The 15,374-nt window shown below is 39.8% G+C and carries 14 protein-coding genes and 2 pseudogenes; 6 read left to right on the top strand and 10 right to left on the bottom strand.

The features are described 5' to 3' along the window. Positions 1 to 271: 271 nt before the first annotated feature. The 4 genes from cysZ to G4Y78_RS08215 all read left to right on the top strand — a co-directional run bounded on the left by cysZ (position 272) and on the right by G4Y78_RS08215 (position 4,096). The gene (cysZ, locus tag G4Y78_RS08230; protein WP_163832568.1) at positions 272 to 991 is read left to right on the top strand and encodes a sulfate transporter CysZ; all 720 of its coding nucleotides are present in this window, start codon (positions 272 to 274) and stop codon (positions 989 to 991) included. Positions 992 to 1,148: 157 nt separating this feature from the next. Beyond that, complete coding sequence (locus G4Y78_RS08225; RefSeq protein ID WP_163832567.1) at positions 1,149 to 1,646, top strand: hypothetical protein; 498 nt, start codon at positions 1,149 to 1,151, stop codon at positions 1,644 to 1,646. An 89-nt stretch (positions 1,647 to 1,735) separates the two neighbouring features. Continuing rightward, on the top strand, positions 1,736 to 2,671 hold the full coding sequence (locus tag G4Y78_RS08220) for an IS1595 family transposase (protein ID WP_163830705.1): 936 nt from the start codon (positions 1,736 to 1,738) through the stop codon (positions 2,669 to 2,671). A 123-nt stretch (positions 2,672 to 2,794) separates the two neighbouring features. Beyond that, positions 2,795 to 4,096, top strand: a complete 1,302-nt coding sequence (locus tag G4Y78_RS08215) for an IS701 family transposase (protein WP_163831647.1) — start codon at positions 2,795 to 2,797, stop codon at positions 4,094 to 4,096. A gap of 476 nt (positions 4,097 to 4,572) precedes the next feature. Here the strand turns inward: G4Y78_RS08215 and G4Y78_RS08210 are convergent, their stop codons facing one another. The 3 genes from G4Y78_RS08210 to G4Y78_RS08200 form a co-directional block, all read right to left on the bottom strand. Next, positions 4,573 to 5,181: a Yip1 family protein gene (locus G4Y78_RS08210; protein WP_222937664.1), complete on the bottom strand. Its 609-nt coding sequence runs from the start codon at positions 5,179 to 5,181 to the stop codon at positions 4,573 to 4,575. A 111-nt stretch (positions 5,182 to 5,292) separates the two neighbouring features. Next, positions 5,293 to 7,791 carry an ABC transporter permease gene (locus G4Y78_RS08205; RefSeq protein ID WP_163832566.1) on the bottom strand — a complete coding sequence of 833 codons (2,499 nt, stop codon included), beginning with the start codon at positions 7,789 to 7,791 and terminating at the stop codon, positions 5,293 to 5,295. Further along, positions 7,784 to 8,500, bottom strand: a complete 717-nt coding sequence (locus G4Y78_RS08200; protein WP_163832565.1) for an ABC transporter ATP-binding protein — start codon at positions 8,498 to 8,500, stop codon at positions 7,784 to 7,786. Before G4Y78_RS08200 ends, G4Y78_RS08205 begins: the two co-directional genes overlap by 8 nt. Between G4Y78_RS08200 and G4Y78_RS08195 the strand changes: the two genes are divergently transcribed. After that, positions 8,499 to 9,176 carry an arylesterase gene (locus G4Y78_RS08195; protein ID WP_163832564.1) on the top strand — a complete coding sequence of 226 codons (678 nt, stop codon included), beginning with the start codon at positions 8,499 to 8,501 and terminating at the stop codon, positions 9,174 to 9,176. The two genes, G4Y78_RS08200 and G4Y78_RS08195, sit on opposite strands and share 2 nt — an antisense overlap. Positions 9,177 to 9,188: 12 nt before the next feature. Here G4Y78_RS08195 and G4Y78_RS08190 read toward each other — a convergent pair whose 3' ends face one another. The 4 genes and pseudogenes from G4Y78_RS08190 to G4Y78_RS08175 all read right to left on the bottom strand — a co-directional run. Beyond that, positions 9,189 to 9,644, bottom strand: coding sequence for a response regulator (locus G4Y78_RS08190; protein ID WP_163832563.1), 456 nt, complete (start codon positions 9,642 to 9,644; stop codon positions 9,189 to 9,191). Continuing rightward, entirely contained in the window at positions 9,589 to 9,990 is a 402-nt protein-coding gene (locus G4Y78_RS08185; protein ID WP_163832562.1) for a sensor histidine kinase, read from the bottom strand. The genes G4Y78_RS08190 and G4Y78_RS08185 overlap by 56 nt, the downstream gene beginning before the upstream one ends. Continuing rightward, entirely contained in the window at positions 9,991 to 12,057 is a 2,067-nt protein-coding gene (locus G4Y78_RS08180; RefSeq protein WP_163832561.1) for a CHASE domain-containing protein, read from the bottom strand. Positions 12,058 to 12,137: 80 nt separating this feature from the next. After that, positions 12,138 to 13,100, bottom strand: a pseudogene (locus tag G4Y78_RS08175) (IS630 family transposase); the annotation flags it as partial. Positions 13,101 to 13,143: 43 nt separating this feature from the next. On the opposite strand from G4Y78_RS08175, the gene G4Y78_RS08170 reads away from it, so the two are divergent. After that, positions 13,144 to 13,919, top strand: a protein-coding gene (locus G4Y78_RS08170) for an IS5 family transposase (RefSeq protein ID WP_163832560.1) whose coding sequence is annotated in 2 segments (ribosomal slippage) — positions 13,144 to 13,459 and positions 13,459 to 13,919 — 777 coding nt in all. Because the reading frame shifts where the segments join, the coding sequence is not laid out codon by codon here. A gap of 62 nt (positions 13,920 to 13,981) precedes the next feature. Here G4Y78_RS08170 and G4Y78_RS08165 read toward each other — a convergent pair. From G4Y78_RS08165 to G4Y78_RS31655, 3 genes and pseudogenes are all read right to left on the bottom strand, one after another. Next, positions 13,982 to 14,188 carry a hypothetical protein gene (locus G4Y78_RS08165; protein ID WP_163832559.1) on the bottom strand — a complete coding sequence of 69 codons (207 nt, stop codon included), beginning with the start codon at positions 14,186 to 14,188 and terminating at the stop codon, positions 13,982 to 13,984. A 348-nt stretch (positions 14,189 to 14,536) separates the two neighbouring features. After that, the gene (locus G4Y78_RS08160; RefSeq protein WP_222937663.1) at positions 14,537 to 15,145 is read right to left on the bottom strand and encodes a CheR family methyltransferase; all 609 of its coding nucleotides are present in this window, start codon (positions 15,143 to 15,145) and stop codon (positions 14,537 to 14,539) included. A gap of 99 nt (positions 15,146 to 15,244) precedes the next feature. Further along, positions 15,245 to 15,334, bottom strand: a pseudogene (locus G4Y78_RS31655) (hypothetical protein); the annotation flags it as partial. Positions 15,335 to 15,374 lie beyond the last annotated feature (40 nt).

Here is a 15,374-nt window from a genome sequence, read left to right as displayed (position 1 = left end):
TGCCAGGCAGAATGGCATCGTATTATGACGCTTATCTTCGCTGGATGAAACACTCGTGATCCATGTGCAAAATAAAGGTAACCACTTTACGCATAGACCAGTAAACACGGCACCCAAGATGGGCCTATTAGAGGTGCCCTAAACTCAATATCATCAATTAATGTATGGGCTAGCATCCAAGCTTGATATTAAATATTATCAATTAAGTTTATAGTAAAATTCTATAGTCAAAACGATAGGTATTGACTGCAACTCAAAGGCACATTCATTTATGCAAGGCACACAGCACTTTTTTCAAGGGTTAAAATTAATCAGCCAGCCAGGGTTAAGAAAATTTGTCGCAATCCCACTTTTATTAAATATCAGTGTATTTACTACTGCACTTATCTTATTGTTTAGTCAGTTTGGTGCATTAATTAGCTGGCTAATAGGTGATCTACCCAGTTGGCTGAGCTGGCTAGAGTATCTACTATGGCCTTTTTTTGCGATTACCGCATTACTCCTGGTATTTTTTACCTTTAGTATTATTGGCAATATTATCGCCTCCCCTTTTCATGGATTCCTAGCAGAAGCCGTTGAAAAACAAATTACAGAACATAGCACCGAAGAAGTATTTAGCTGGCAACAGTTGGTCACTGTTATTCCCAAAGCCATAGGCCGAGAACTACGTAAACTGTTGTATTATCTACCCTGGCTGGTATTGCTGATAATAATTACCGTTATCCCTATCATTAATATCATTGCGCCATTTGCTTGGTTTGCTTATAGCACCTGGATGCTGTCAGTACAGTATGTAGATTACGCAGCAGATAATAACGGAGTCAGCTTTAAAGAAATGATAGAGCAATTAAAACAAAACCGAGCCAATGCTCTAGCCTTTGGCGGTACCGTGTATCTATTGATGTTTATCCCGTTTGTTAACTTCTTAGTAATACCTGCTGCCGTGGCAGGTGGAACAGTGATGTGGATGGAGTTAAATCGGAAAAAATAACTCAAATTCACATAAGAAGATAAAAATCAAGAGAGTAGTCTTTTTATATACTTGCTTATTTTCCTAAATATCAGATCAAGCAATTCACTGAATCTTCCTTGAATTGCCTGATCAAGAAGCATCGATCCAAAGGCTATTTATACAAGAGGAATAGCTAATGAAGTTAACACTAAGAATCATAGGATTAATTGGTGCATGCTTTTTCACCCTAGTTTTATGGCTTACTTTTTCTATACCAGGATTCGTTGAGGATGTTGGCAGAGAGTTTATCAAATCTAAGATCAAAGAAGAAACAGGCTATAAGATTGAAGAAATAAGTGTTGAGCATAAAGATTCTAAACTATTTAAGCTAGCCCAAAACATCTACGATAAAAATTCAGATAAAATTGACGAATACAAAGAAAAGTTGAGAACAAAAGTCCATAAAAAAATTGCCATTGTTATTGCTGAAATGCAGAACTTGGACTGCGAGTGCCGGAAAAAACATGAGAAGTTAATCAAAGAGAGTTATCAGTCTAGAGTTTTTCCTCTAACCAATGCAAATGAAAAACTCCTTGAATTCATGAAAACTAAGTATATGGAGGTCTCAATCAAACTTAAACAAGATTTTCGTATATTTACGGTAGTTAACTTACTAGCATTTACACTTACCTAATTATCACTATACCTAATTATCACTATACCTAAGCCATTAACTGCTGTATATTTGAACAGCATGGAAACTTAATTGAGAAGGTATAAATAATGGCTATCAACAAAGTTCAATTTCAAAAAGGCCTGAGTTTAAACGAGTTTCTCAAACAATATGGTACAGAAGAACAATGCTTTAATACCTTATACAAATTGCGATGGCCAGAAGGTTTTCAGTGCCCCAATTGTGGATACGACAAATGCTGTCAACTCACTACTAGAAAGCTTCAGCAGTGCTATAAATGTCACCAGCAAACATCTGTAACTGCAGGTACTATCTTTGAATCAACCAAATTACCATTAAAGACTTGGTTCCAAGGGATGTATTTGATCTCCCAAGACAAAAAAGGTATATCAGCCATAGAATTACATCGCCATTTAGGTATTTCCTATCAAGCTGCCTGGAGAATGAAACATAAGCTCATGAAAGTGATGCAAGAAAGAGAAGGCACCAAGCAATTGTCGGGTTTTATTGAAATTGATGATGCCTATCTTGGTGGTGAGCGTACAGGTTGCAAAAGAGGTAGGGGAGCAGATGGGAAAATACCTTTTGTAGCAGCCGTAGAAACAACAAAACAAGGTCAACCGACACGAATTAAACTGAGCATTTTAAAAGGGTTTAATAAAGAAGAGATAACGGCTTGGAGTAGGCAGAATTTGGCCAAGGGCAGTACCGTAATCTCCGATGGACTGGCCTGTTTTAATGGTGTCATAGAAGCAGGTTGTCTTCATGATAAAATTGTATGCGGTGGTGGTCGTGCATCAGTAGAGGAACCTGAATTTTATTGGGTTAACACCATCCTTGGAAACTTAAAAAGTGCTTTACGTAGTACTTATCATGCTATTCGCGCTAAATATGCACAACGTTATCTTGCTGAATTTCAGTATCGATTTAATCGAAGATTTAGCTTAGTAGAATTTATTCCTAGGCTAGCATTTGTAGCACTGAGAACACCTCCACTACCAGGTAAGCTACTAAATATAGCTTAGGTATGATGATAATTAGGTACACTTATATTGCTTATCTGAAGTTTCACCATTCCAGTAACAAAAAAGCCCCTTTTTTGATATGTTAGTTTTCGCCAAAAAACAACACCCAAAAAAGAGGCTTCAGTGCAAAGTTTAATCGATCTTCTTAAGGAATTGCAAACTCAAATTAAGCAAAATGGAGAAAGAAAGGCACTATTTGTTTATACTTTGATCGCCATTATGCTACCAGTAATAGGTTCCAGAGCTTCACATATCTACCGAGCAATAACAAAGCTCTTTAAATATAACGTCACCCTCCGTCGATTCTATGGATTTATGGCTTCTCCTAAGTTAGCTTGGGATAAATTATGGCCAATTGTCTGGCAAAAAATATTACCCTTAAATCAGACAGAAGGACCTATTCTGCTTGCCACAGATGATTCTATGTTGCCTAAAACTGGAAGAAACATATTTGCTTGTGGCAAACACTTTGATCATGCAGCTAAACAAAATCAGTCGCGTTATATCTGGGGGCAAAATATTGTCAAACTGAGCTGCTTAAAAAATATTCACGGTCGTTGGGCTAGTTTACCTCTAAACTTTCGTTTTTATCAGCTGAATAAAGATGTCGCTAAAAAAGACTTTCAAACACGGATTGATCAAGCAATTACCATGATATTACGTGTAGTTAAAGTATGTGGCCATCGCTCAGTATTGTTAGTCTGTGATAACTGGTTTGGTAACGGGTCATTATATTTGCCTTTGAAAAAAGCACTTGGCGAACAGTTTCATCTCCTCTCTCGATTGCGTTCGAATAGTGTCTTATATGATCAGCCTACTCAACCCAAGAAAAGAAAAAGAGGAGCGCCTAGAAAGTACGGCAAGCGTCGTGGCAATGTAGCAACTCTGGCAAGGCGACATAAAAGAAATGCAACAACGTATCAGGTTAAGCTCTACGGTAAGACCCGCGCGGTACAGGCTTATACTGAGCTAGTGATGAGTCAATCGTTAAAAACACAGATTAGAGTCGTGTGGATTTATTCCGGACGAGCTTCTTGGGTTGCTCTCTACTCAACAGATACCTCTTTAACGGTGACTCAAATAATTGAATGGTACGGTGCACGCTGGAAGATTGAAGCTGGGTTTAAAGAGTTAAAACAGGAATTAGGGAGCTTATCTTGTCAGGCTAGAACAGAGCATGCCGTGACGAACCATCTCCATTTTTGTATGATGGCTATGTCATTGCTTTGGTTTTATGTGGCACAACAGTCTAGTAAACCTACTCGTCGCCACTCTGTTGCAAACCGGAGCTCTTTCGCTTTTTCTGATATCCGCCGTCTCTTTGCGGAAGAAACTGAACAGGAAAAATTCAGCAAGGGTTTGGGGATATTTACCAAAACCCATAATAATAATTTAATTAGTACTATGCTTCAGTTAGTGGCTTAAATGTTTTGGTGAAACTTTAGTTGCTTATTTCGTTTGTAAAGCCAAAATCAATAATTCATCTTTTTGTACCAGGCATATTAGTATTTTTATCCACTTTGGTTTGTTCCTACTGTTACATATTTGAGCAAAACTGGTTCTTTACGATAATTTATAATGACTATTTAGGATGGAGCTATTTGGCATACTTAACGGTTGTATTTGGTTTCCTGTATGATATTGCACTTAATAAAGCTCGTATTACAACAGAAATGCTCAACGGTATACTTAATGCGATCGGCTCAGCTTCAACGGTAGCTCCATGCTAAATTCACACAACAAAAACAATAAAAAACACGCTTTTAGCTTAATTTTAATTTGTTACTCTGTTCTACTTCAAGCTAAATTGTAACTGGTCAGGACAGCTGGTTCGAATTCTATCACTCGGACCAGCAATTTCTAGCGAAGGTAAACTAAGCAAAAATACCTACAAAGAAGCTTCACCCTATTATTTCAAACCCTGGCCCATACCCCATACCCCAAAATAGCGCTGTAACTACTTTCATGGTGACCAATAACACTAGTCCTACGCAAACAATCGAAGTAGCAAATAAAAACCCCTGCTCTTCAGGTATTTTCATCATTCGGGGGATTCCAACATAAAGTAAATAAACTGTATAAGCAATGGCAATAATTGAGCCGATTAAACTCACTGCAGTATTTGGGTATATACCTACAATGCCAACGATATAAAGTGGTGTTGCTGTATAGGCAGAAAATACAATACATTTTGTACGACTAGGTGAAGAGCCGTAAGTTTTAGCCATCCAATGAATAAATAATCCCATAAATACAATACCGGCAATAATGGCAAAATAAGCCAAAGCAGCCATTATTAATGCACTTTCAGGGGTAAGCTTAATTTGCTCCAGCGAACCAATTGACCAACCGGTTTGGGTCGCTCCGTAATAGGAGCTGATTGAGGGGATTGCTGCCAATATTAATACATGGGCTAAGTACAGTTTTTTATTGGCGAGGGTTTCCTTACGAATTAAATCGTACTCTTCCCGTGGATGAGCAAACAAGCCCCATAAATGATTCAAGATCATAACTGTCTCCTGATTAAATTCCTTTTTAACTTTCCACTAAGACAGACGCTAAATTGTAACAATTATAATTAGTATAGCTTTCCTTAGCTTAAAGACTGCACCAAAAATGGGTCAACTCTCCCTTAACACTACCATTGGGCTTTCCGTAATTACCCGGCGACTTGACCATAGCCCAATCACAGCAATAACGCTACTGCCCAGCACCGGTAAGCCAAGCCATAGCCAAACATTTGTTTGGTATGTTAAATCAAACCTCTCGCTATACAACAGTCGACAGACTATCTCAGTTCCCAATGCTGCTAACAAGCCGGCTACACCTCCCAGTGCAGCAAACTCAATAAACTGACACTGGCGAATCTGTTGCCGACTAGCACCCAAAGCACGCATCACTCCCCCTTCTTGAATACGATCCGCCAACGTGCCTTTGATAGCTGCATAAAGCACCGCCAAACCTGCAGCAAAGACAAACAACAGCACATACTCAATTGCCGAGGTCACTTGAGTTAGAATTAACCGCACTTGATTCAGCATAGCGGCAACATCCAACAACGTGATAGCTGGAAATTCTTTCACCAGTTCAGCTAGCAATCGTTGCTTATCAGCTGGCAAGTGGAAGCTGGTGAGATAAGTAGCAGCAAATGGCTCCAGTACAGGCTTAGGAAAAATCATATAAAAGTTAGGCTGGAAAGATTCCCAATTAACCTCACGCAAACTCGTTACTGTTGCTTCTAAGTTTTGCCCAGCAATAGTAAAAGTGAGTTGATCACCTAGTTTTATATTCAGCCGTTTGGCAAGTTCATGCTCTATAGACACCTCTTGACTGACTTTATCTTTAGCCCACCACAGACCATCCACCAGCTCATTTCGAGGTGGCAATTCATCCCGCCAGGTTAAATTCAACTCTCTATTTAAAGCGTTATCTGTCTGTTGCTCTTTGGATACTGCCTGCTTCACAGGTTTGCTATTAATAGCTGTTAACCTGCCTCGAATAATGGGATACAACTGCGTTATTTCTACTTGATGCCCTTCAAACCAGTCAGCCACTAGTTGCTGATCAGCCAGAGGAATATTAATCGCAAAATAATTAGGCGTTTTAGGTGGTAACTCTCGCTGCCACTGAGTAAGTAAATCAGTTCTAACGACCAAGATCACCGTCATTGCTAATAAGGTTAACCCAAATGCCAGTAACTGAGTGGCAGTCAGCCCTGCCTGTCGTTGTAAGTGATTCAAACTTAACCGCACAGCTAGTGGCCATTGCAAAAGTTGAATACGGGCAAAAACGGTTTTTACCCCCCATTGCAAGCCAAACCAAACCACCAAACCAACCCCTGCTACAGCAATCAATAAACCCAAGGTCATCCACCATTCCCCGGTAAATTGCCAAAGCAATACCGACAGTGCAGTAAAAGCAACGCCATAAATAAGATAGGAAGACAATGGCGGCGGCACTAGCTCCCGCCGAAAAACCCGTAAAGCACTCACCTGCTGCAAAGAAATAATTGGTGGCAAAGCAAACCCAAGAATTGCCACAACTCCAGTTAATAGTCCCAAATACGCAGGCCAAAGCCCAGGTAAAGGCAAGTTTGCTGGTAATAGCTCAGCCATCAAAATGACAAACAACCAATGGAGAATAAAGCCAGCCACACAGCCAACCACGCTGACAATTAACGCCAGTACCAGCAACTGGCCAAGATAAAGCTTCCCTATTAACGGGCTTTGTCCACCTAAGCAACGCATAATAGCCACTTGATCAAAGTGCCTGGTCGCAAAGTGTTTGGCACCAATTGCAATTGCAACCCCCGCCAGTAATACAGCCATTAAAGTAGCCAAACCAAGGTAACGTTGGGCCCGGTTAATTGCTTTATGTAACGCAGGACGGCCTTCTTTTAAAGTCGTTAATCTGTCAGTTGCAGCCAGCCTAGGTTGTAACCACTTCAGCAGCTGATTGACTTGAATATCATCTCCAGAGACTAACCATTTATAGCGTACGCGGCTGCCAGGTTGGATAATTTCCGCAGCTGCTAAGTCACCCTTATTCATGAGTGCTCTAGGTGCCAGAGTATAAAAATCCCCTCCCCGGTCTGACTCATATAGCAGCACCCGGGTTACCTTAAGCTCAGTTGCCCCCAGTTCAATAGTATCGCCCAACTGTAACTTCAACTGATGAAATAAACGGCGTTCTAGCCAAACCTCGCCAGGCTCCGGCGAAAATTTCACTTTAGTCCCTTCAGTTTCCCCAAATGAAGCGCCAGTTGTTAGCCAACCTACCAATGGATAAGGAGATTCAACGGCCTTAACCGCAGTCAATACCATTTGCTCCTTAAAAACGACTACACTGGGAAACTCAATCATTTCAGTTTGAGCAAGGTTGAGCTGCTCAGCTTGATTAACCCATTTACTAGGCGCTGAAGAAGAGCGCCGTATCAATAGATCCCCTCCTAACAATTCAGCAGATTGCCGGTACATGGTTCTTTCCAGCCTATCTACAAAAAATCCAATGGCAGTTGTAGCTGTGACTGCCACCAGTAAAGCCAACATAATTACCCGTAACTCACCAGAACGCCACTCACGGCCTAACAACCGCCACACCAACGAAATTAAACTAGCCATGTGTAGCAGAACCTCTCTTCTCATTAGTAAGAGGTTGCTCATGGAGTTGTCCAGCATCTAAGTGCAACTGACGCAGGCAACGACCTGCTAATTGGGTATCATGGGTAACTAAAATTAAAGTGGTTTGATGTTGTTGATTTAACTCAAACAACAGCTCAATAATGGTGGCACCCGTTGTTTGGTCCAAATTACCCGTTGGCTCATCAGCAAATAACACCTTAGGCTCCGTAACAAAAGCCCTAGCAATGGCAACCCGCTGTTGTTCCCCACCCGACAATTGCTTGGGGTAATGATCTAGCCTGGCCTGCAAGCCCACTTTAGTCAGCCAGTTAGTCGCCGGTGTTTTTGCATCACTGACGCCAGTTAACTCTAAAGGTAACATCACATTTTCTAAAGCAGTGAGCCCCGGCAACAATTGAAACGACTGAAAAACAAAGCCAACCGTTTTTGCTCTTACAGCTGCCCGACCATCTTCATCCAGATGACTGATAGCTTTACCTGCCAGCACCACCTCACCACTAGTGGGCTGGTCCAATCCCGCCAGAATACTCAACAAGGTTGATTTCCCAGCCCCTGAAGCACCTACAATAGCCACACTTTCACCGGCCTTGATAGCTAGCTGCAAATCTTTCAAAATAGTTAACTGGGTATTACCTGTGGTAACTTTTTTCACTAAATCCACTGCAGAAATCACGACAGGTGTCGGCATGCTTTCCTCGCTTATTATTCATTTTCGAAAACCATTACTCCTACTTGTGCTTATCAGCTTACCCCAATTGGTCAAGGCAGACACCCTCTTAATATTTGGCGACAGTTTAAGTGCAGGGTATGGACTAAAAGAGCAAGAAGGCTGGGCTCACTTACTAAAACAACGCATGGCACAAGACTACCCAACCTACCAAGTAGTAAACGCCAGCATTTCTGGCGAAACCACCACCGGTGGCCTGGCTCGCTTAACCAAAGCATTAAACGAGTTCAACCCAAACATTGTGTTACTGGAATTAGGTGCCAATGATGGCTTACGAGGGTTACCCATCAAGCAGATGCAGCATAATCTGCAAACCATGATTCAACAGATCAAAAAGTCAGGAAGCAAAGTCATATTAATGGAAATGCGAATACCACCTAACTATGGCAAACGTTATACAGAATTATTCCAAAAAAGCTTTAGTAAAATTGCTAAGCAAGAACAAATACCCTTAATGCCCTTTTTTCTGCAAGAGGTTGCGGGTCAACAGCAGTACTTGCAACGTGACAATTTACACCCCAATGCCAAAGCCCAGCCAATTCTATTGGAAACAATTTGGCAGTTTATTCAGCCACTATTACCAAACACAGCTACGACCCAACTGCCCTCTGTTACAAACCAACTAACTGACTCATAAATTCAAAAAATATTATTTGGGAGGTAATACCACTACTGTAAACCAATACATATTTAAATGGCTGATAATGGTTTGAAATTTATCGAAATCCACCGGTTTGGTAATATAGGAGCTACACCGCAGTTTATACATAGCTAAAACATCTTGATCAGACTCTGATGTCGTCAATATTACTACAGGTAAATGTTGTAAGTTTTCATCTTTAACAATTTGCCTGAGCACTTCATGACCACTCATCACGGGCATATTTAAATCCAGCAAAACTAAATCAGGCATTGGCATATCTGCATATTTGCCCTCTTTACGCAAAAATGCCATACACTCTTTACCATTTTCAACATGATGCAGCTTTACCGCGAATTTAGCTATATTAAAGCTTTCACGAGTTAACAATACATCATCTTCATTGTCTTCAACTAACAGTATCTCTGCTGGCCGACTCCTGGCTACCCGTTCTGTCATGTTCATTTAAACTCCTCACGGGAATAGAAAAATAAAAAGAGCTACCCTTCCCAATAGCAGACTCCACCCAAATGCGCCCTCTATGCCTTTGCGCAATACGACGACAAATGGCTAACCCTATACCAGTACCAGGGTAATCCCTTTGGTTATGTAAGCGACTGAAAATTTCAAATATTTTTTCATATTGGCTGACATCAATACCAATACCATTATCTTTTACAGCAATAATCCACTCATCGTCTTTTTTTTCTGCTGATACATGTATTTGAGTTGGTAAATCACCATGATATTTAATCCCATTGCTAATTAAATTACCCAACAACTGTGCTAGTTGCGCTTTATCTCCTTTCACTTAGGGTAATTCATCACGGGTTACTGACGCATTAGCATCCTCAATTGAAGCACTTAACAAAGCAATTGCATCATCAAAGACATCATTTAATGATACAACCTGAAAAGGACACGACCTGGACTCCACTCTGGAATAAGCTAATAAATCATTAATTAAGGTTTGCATCCGATGAGTGCCATCTACGATGCGATCAATGTAATTATCCGCTGTCTCATCAAGTTTCCCGTGATAGCGCTTCTGTAAAAATTGTGCAAACCCAGAAATACCTCTGAGTGGCGCTTGAAGGTCATGAGAGGCAACATAGGCAAACTGTTGTAGTTCAATATTACTTTGTGCTAATGCTTCATTAGAAGACACTAGCTTCTGGTTTAAACGCTTCTGATCTTCTGTATACTTCCTGCGAGCCGTAATATCCACGACAGAAGCAATAACAAAAACCCCTTCAGGTGTTTTAACCGGGTTAAGACCAATCTCTACAGAGAACTGGCTACCATTTTTACGGACTGCAGCTAAATCTCGTCCTTGTCCCATTAATCGAGTCGCTGGCTGCCTGAAAAAACTATCGCGTAATTTAGGATGGGCAGCGCGTAACGGTTCAGGTAATAAAATTTCAAGGGGCTGATTGATTAACTCGTTACGCCCATAACCAAACAACTTTTCCATTGCAGAATTCACCATAACAACTCTGCCAGTTTTATCAACCATGATCAGTCCACTAGGCACTGCTTCAAACACTTTATTCAAGCGGTCAATACTTTGTTCGAAAGCTTTGTTAGAGGCAATCAACTCCACATTAAGTCGTTTTTGTGAATCTTCTAGTTTTTTACGCCAGGTAATATCAACCACCGAGGCTAAAACAAACATGCCCTCACTTGTTTCAACTGGACTTAAGTTAATTTCAACTGGAAACTGCCCACCATTTTTACAAACAGCCATCAAGTCACGTCCTCCCCCCATAGCCCGAGCTACAGGCAGACGAAAATAACTATCACGTAACTGAGGGTGATCTTTTCGTAAAGGTTCAGGCAAGAGAATTTCAACCGGTTGGCCAGCTATTTCATCCTGCTGATAACCAAATAAACTTTCCATCATTGAGTTAATAAATAAAATCTTGCCTGCTTCACTGACCATTACTAGTCCACTGGGTACTGCTTCAAACACTCTATTAAGTCGTTCATTGGTTCTACTCAGCTCCATGGTACGCTGTTGAACAATTTCTTCAGTTGCTTTAACTTGTCCTGTTAAAGCATAAAGTACTGCCCCAATAACTATAGTCAGTACACCACCGACAACTAAAATCAGCCAAGATTGCCAACCACTAATCGCCTCAACATAATTATGTGTAGCAAAAAAACGAAATTCCCATTCACGTCCACCAATTGAGTACGATAGAGTACGCGAATAATCTGAAAATTCCGAAGTTGTATTAGACATTTCATACATTACTTTATCATTATGTTTAACAGTTACATCAACAATATCCAGTAATATATGATTAAATGCTAGTTTCTCTAAAGTAGACTTAACAATATCACTTATGCGAAATACTCCTACTACAAACCCTCTCAGTTGTGTTCGGCGTTGCTGCACAGTATCAACATTTACATTTATTTCATTATTTTTAAAAACAGGCACTAAAGTTAAATAGCCCACTTGTTTCTTATTTCCATCATCCAAGATCATACGCGCAGTACTTTGAAGCTTTCCAGAGTCACGAGCTTCATTTAATATCTTACTACGATAAGGGCTAGAGGCTAGGTCTACTCCCATAATTATTTTATTCGAGTTAAACGGCTGAAGATAATAAACAGGAAAATATTCTTCAGACCATGACTCATCTGTTGCCATCCAACTGCCATCAGGCTGCCATTTTTTAAATTTAAAGTTAGTCAGCCCATCAGCTTGAGCAGATTTTTCATAGGCTAATCTCTCATGAGCAGGTACTCGAGGAACCCATTCTAGTGCCTGAATATTGTTAAATTCTTCTATGCTTCTTTTAACAAAATAATCAAACTGATTACGTGAAATATGACTATTAATAGCATAAAGGCTAGCTAAAGTTTTCACTATTTCTTGATAAAATAGAAAGTTATCAGCCAAACCATTAAATATGTTGCGAGTTTGCTCTTGAAAGATAATATTACTACCTAGGCGGCAGCAAACAATACATGCTTTTCCTGAAAGAACGACTTAATTAGCTTTTTATTTCTCTTAATACCTTCTAAGTCCAGAGTGGCTCGGTTTATAAGCTGCTCACCTTTTTTTAGTGGCTTTTTGCTTGTGCCCATTTTCTTCATATAGCTCCAAACCAATTCATCTGGATTTAAATCGGGTGAATACGGCGGTAAAAATACTATTTCTAATTCACCATTTAGTGAATCTATAAAGCGCTTTACTTTTTTTGATTTATGGACTGGGTGCCCATCGACTATAACAACTATACGCCTTTTTCGGTTCTTTAAGAATCGCTTAAAACAGTCTATACATTTATCTGCTGTAAACTTTCCCTGATAGAGGTGATACCAAAACCCACCTGTATTTGACAAGGCTGAAATTGCATTGATTGATTGCCTTTGGCCGCTGGTTCGTACAGTAGGGGGCTTACCTTTTTCACCCCAGGTTCTTTGTAAGGGATCATCTGATCTAATGCTTGCTTCATCTAACCAAAATAGCTCTGCATTTCGCTTCTTTGCATAGGCTTTTACTCTTGGATATACCTCTAAAATCCATTGTTTTACCGCTTGTTCATCTCTTTCATAAGAGCGGCGCAATGGCTTTTGAGGGGTTAAACCCAAGCGATGAAGTAACTCGCCTGTGCTTGTCACACTTAGCTCAATACCAAACCTGTCTTTAATTAAATTAGAGACAACTTGGCGTGTCCACAACCCAAAATCAAAACCATATTGACGTGGGTCTCCTCCCACTATCCAGCGTTTAACTTCTTGCTCTTCTTGTGAGGAAAGTTTTCTATTCCTGCCACTTCTTGCTTTTGGTGCTAAACCGTCAAGTCCTTTTTCTTTAGCAACCTTTAACCAGGTATAGATTGATTTCTTCCCTAAACCTAAGCTAACGGTTACGTCGGCTACACGCTCCCCATCCCAAACTCGTTGTACTGCTAGGGCCTGTTAACACTAATGTTGTTACAATAGGCTCATGGAGATTACAACACAACAATTTAAAATGATCGAACACTTGCTGCCTGTTCAGCGCGGCAATGTAAAACTATCGAATATACAAGTACTCAACGCCGTTCTCTATGTTGCCGAGCATGGGTGTAAGTGGCGAGGGTTACCGAAATATTTTGGCAACTGGCACAGCATTTATACACGCGTTAATCGATGGGCCAAAAAAGGTGTTTTAGATGATGTTTTTTCTGTATTACAAGAAGCTGATGTCATCAATATCCAGGTTGATCTTGTGTCGCTCGATAGCACAATCATACAAGTTCATCCTGATGGTACAGGCGCGTTAAAAAAAACGGTCCACAAGCGATTGGTAAATCAAGAGGAGGATGGTCAACTAAAATTCACCTGGTAGCAGCAGATGATCAAACGGCGGTCACTTTTTCATTATCTCCAGGTCAAGCAGGTGATGCACCGGAAGGTAGAAAGCTATTAAAGAGGCTTGAAAACTGTGGCTGGGAAGGTGCGCACGTCATTATGGATAAAGCCTACGAAGGTGACGAAACCAGGCAACTCGTATTTGATTTAAATATGGAGCCTGTGGTTCCGCCAAAAAGTAATCGGTTATCACCTTGGAAGTATGATCGTGAAATGTACAAGAAACGTAATGAAGTTGAACGCTTATTTCGTAGGCTAAAAGGCTTTAGACGTATATTCTCTCGATTTGAAAAATTAGACACTGTTTTTCGCTTTTTTATTCACTTTGCACTTATCGTCGACAAACTAATTAGTGTTAACAGGCCCTAGCTTACGGATTAAGTGTTGTTCTTCTGTACTCAATTTTCTTGCGTCGTATTTCATGGAAGCGATTATAACACAAGAGTATTCATTATTTCCGATCCGTTAGTAACTCTTTCCTTATCAACATTACGTTCATAACTAAATAATAATAATGTAGCTAATAATAGGGCCAACACTGGAATACCTACTGCAATAAAACGTTGCTGTGCCGCCCACTGTAATAAGCTGCTGTTTTGTTGTTGTCCTTGCAGTGCAGCTGTCAGGTTTTCCTTCACCTGGTTTGCTCCGTTTTATTGGCACGCTGATCTTATTTACGTGTCACTATTATTTATATGATACTTCATACATAAAAGAAAAATTTCACATAAACTGAAAAGGTTCAACTGCCGTTGGCAGTTTAGTTAAACCAGATCAATACCGAATGATTTGTTGAGCTATTTCAATGTAGCTGTCAACAGCAGCAGGTCTAATAATGTAACAATTGGCATGCTTTTGATATGATTCCAGCATATTTTTTTGCCGTTCGCCCCCAAGTGGTATAACTATCAAGTAAATGATATACTACAGAAGTATTATTTTTGTTTAACTCTACAGAGCTCATAAGCTATAACAACATTCACAAACTAACCTGTCTTGCCCAACATTTTTTTTCGGTAAATACGCTGTTTACTGTCAACTACTTCAAACTGATCTTCTAATACCGAAAAATGCAAACTTTCCCCTTTTCCCAAGCAGAGAAAACCACCATAACGCAAACTATTAAAAAATAATGAAAACACCTGGTTTTGTAATTCACGATCAAAATAAATAAACACATTGCGACAAAAAATCACATTCATTTCACCAAACACACCATCTTGCACCAAATTATGATGAGAAAAAGTAATATTTTGTGACAGTAAGTCACTAATTTTCCCATGGTTATATGAGGTATAAAAATAATTATCAAGATTAATTTCTTTAGAAATTTTCTCAAAATTTTTCTCAGCTTTCTTTATTTTTTTTACAGAATAAATACCTAACCGAGCCTGCTCCAACGCTTCATTATTAATATCAGTTCCATAAATAATGGAACGCTCAAATAAGTTGTGTTCATTTAACAAAATAGCCATGGAGTACACTTCTTCACCAGTAGCACACCCAGCATGCCAAAGTTTGATATAAGGAAAGGTGGAAAGCATTGGTAGTACATTATTAACAAAACTGGCAAAGAAATCAGCATCACGAAACATTTCAGTGACGCCTATTGACAGTTTTGCCAAAAAGCAGTTAAAAAAATTAGCATCCCAAAGTATTTTAGGGATCATTTCAGAAAGATGAATAATTTTCCTCCCTTCTGCCAAATCTTGTAACCGCCGATGTAATGAATCTTTAGAGTAGTGGGTAAAATCATAACCATAACGATGCTTAACAGCTTCCAGTAACAGCTTAACTTCCAGTAATACCGTATCACTTTCGGAT

The sequence above is a fragment of the Spartinivicinus ruber genome (assembly GCF_011009015.1).
Classification (GTDB): Bacteria; Pseudomonadota; Gammaproteobacteria; order Pseudomonadales; family Zooshikellaceae; genus Spartinivicinus; species Spartinivicinus ruber.
The sequence above is the reverse complement of the archived record's forward strand: the minus strand, read 5'-3'. Positions and strand labels throughout refer to the sequence as shown.

Bases quoted from the DNA above. Each gene is read 5' to 3' on its own strand.
- cysZ (WP_163832568.1), top strand. From the start codon at position 272: ATGCAAGGCACACAGCACTTTTTTCAAGGGTTAAAATTAATCAGCCAG.
- G4Y78_RS08225 (WP_163832567.1), top strand. From the start codon at position 1,149: ATGAAGTTAACACTAAGAATCATAGGATTAATTGGTGCATGCTTTTTC.
- G4Y78_RS08220 (WP_163830705.1), top strand. From the start codon at position 1,736: ATGGCTATCAACAAAGTTCAATTTCAAAAAGGCCTGAGTTTAAACGAG.
- G4Y78_RS08210 (WP_222937664.1), bottom strand. From the start codon at position 5,181: ATGATCTTGAATCATTTATGGGGCTTGTTTGCTCATCCACGGGAAGAG.
- G4Y78_RS08205 (WP_163832566.1), bottom strand. From the start codon at position 7,791: ATGGCTAGTTTAATTTCGTTGGTGTGGCGGTTGTTAGGCCGTGAGTGG.
- G4Y78_RS08195 (WP_163832564.1), top strand. From the start codon at position 8,499: ATGCTTTCCTCGCTTATTATTCATTTTCGAAAACCATTACTCCTACTT.
- G4Y78_RS08200 (WP_163832565.1), bottom strand. From the start codon at position 8,500: ATGCCGACACCTGTCGTGATTTCTGCAGTGGATTTAGTGAAAAAAGTT.
- G4Y78_RS08190 (WP_163832563.1), bottom strand. From the start codon at position 9,644: ATGAACATGACAGAACGGGTAGCCAGGAGTCGGCCAGCAGAGATACTG.
- G4Y78_RS08160 (WP_222937663.1), bottom strand. From the start codon at position 15,145: ATGTTTCGTGATGCTGATTTCTTTGCCAGTTTTGTTAATAATGTACTA.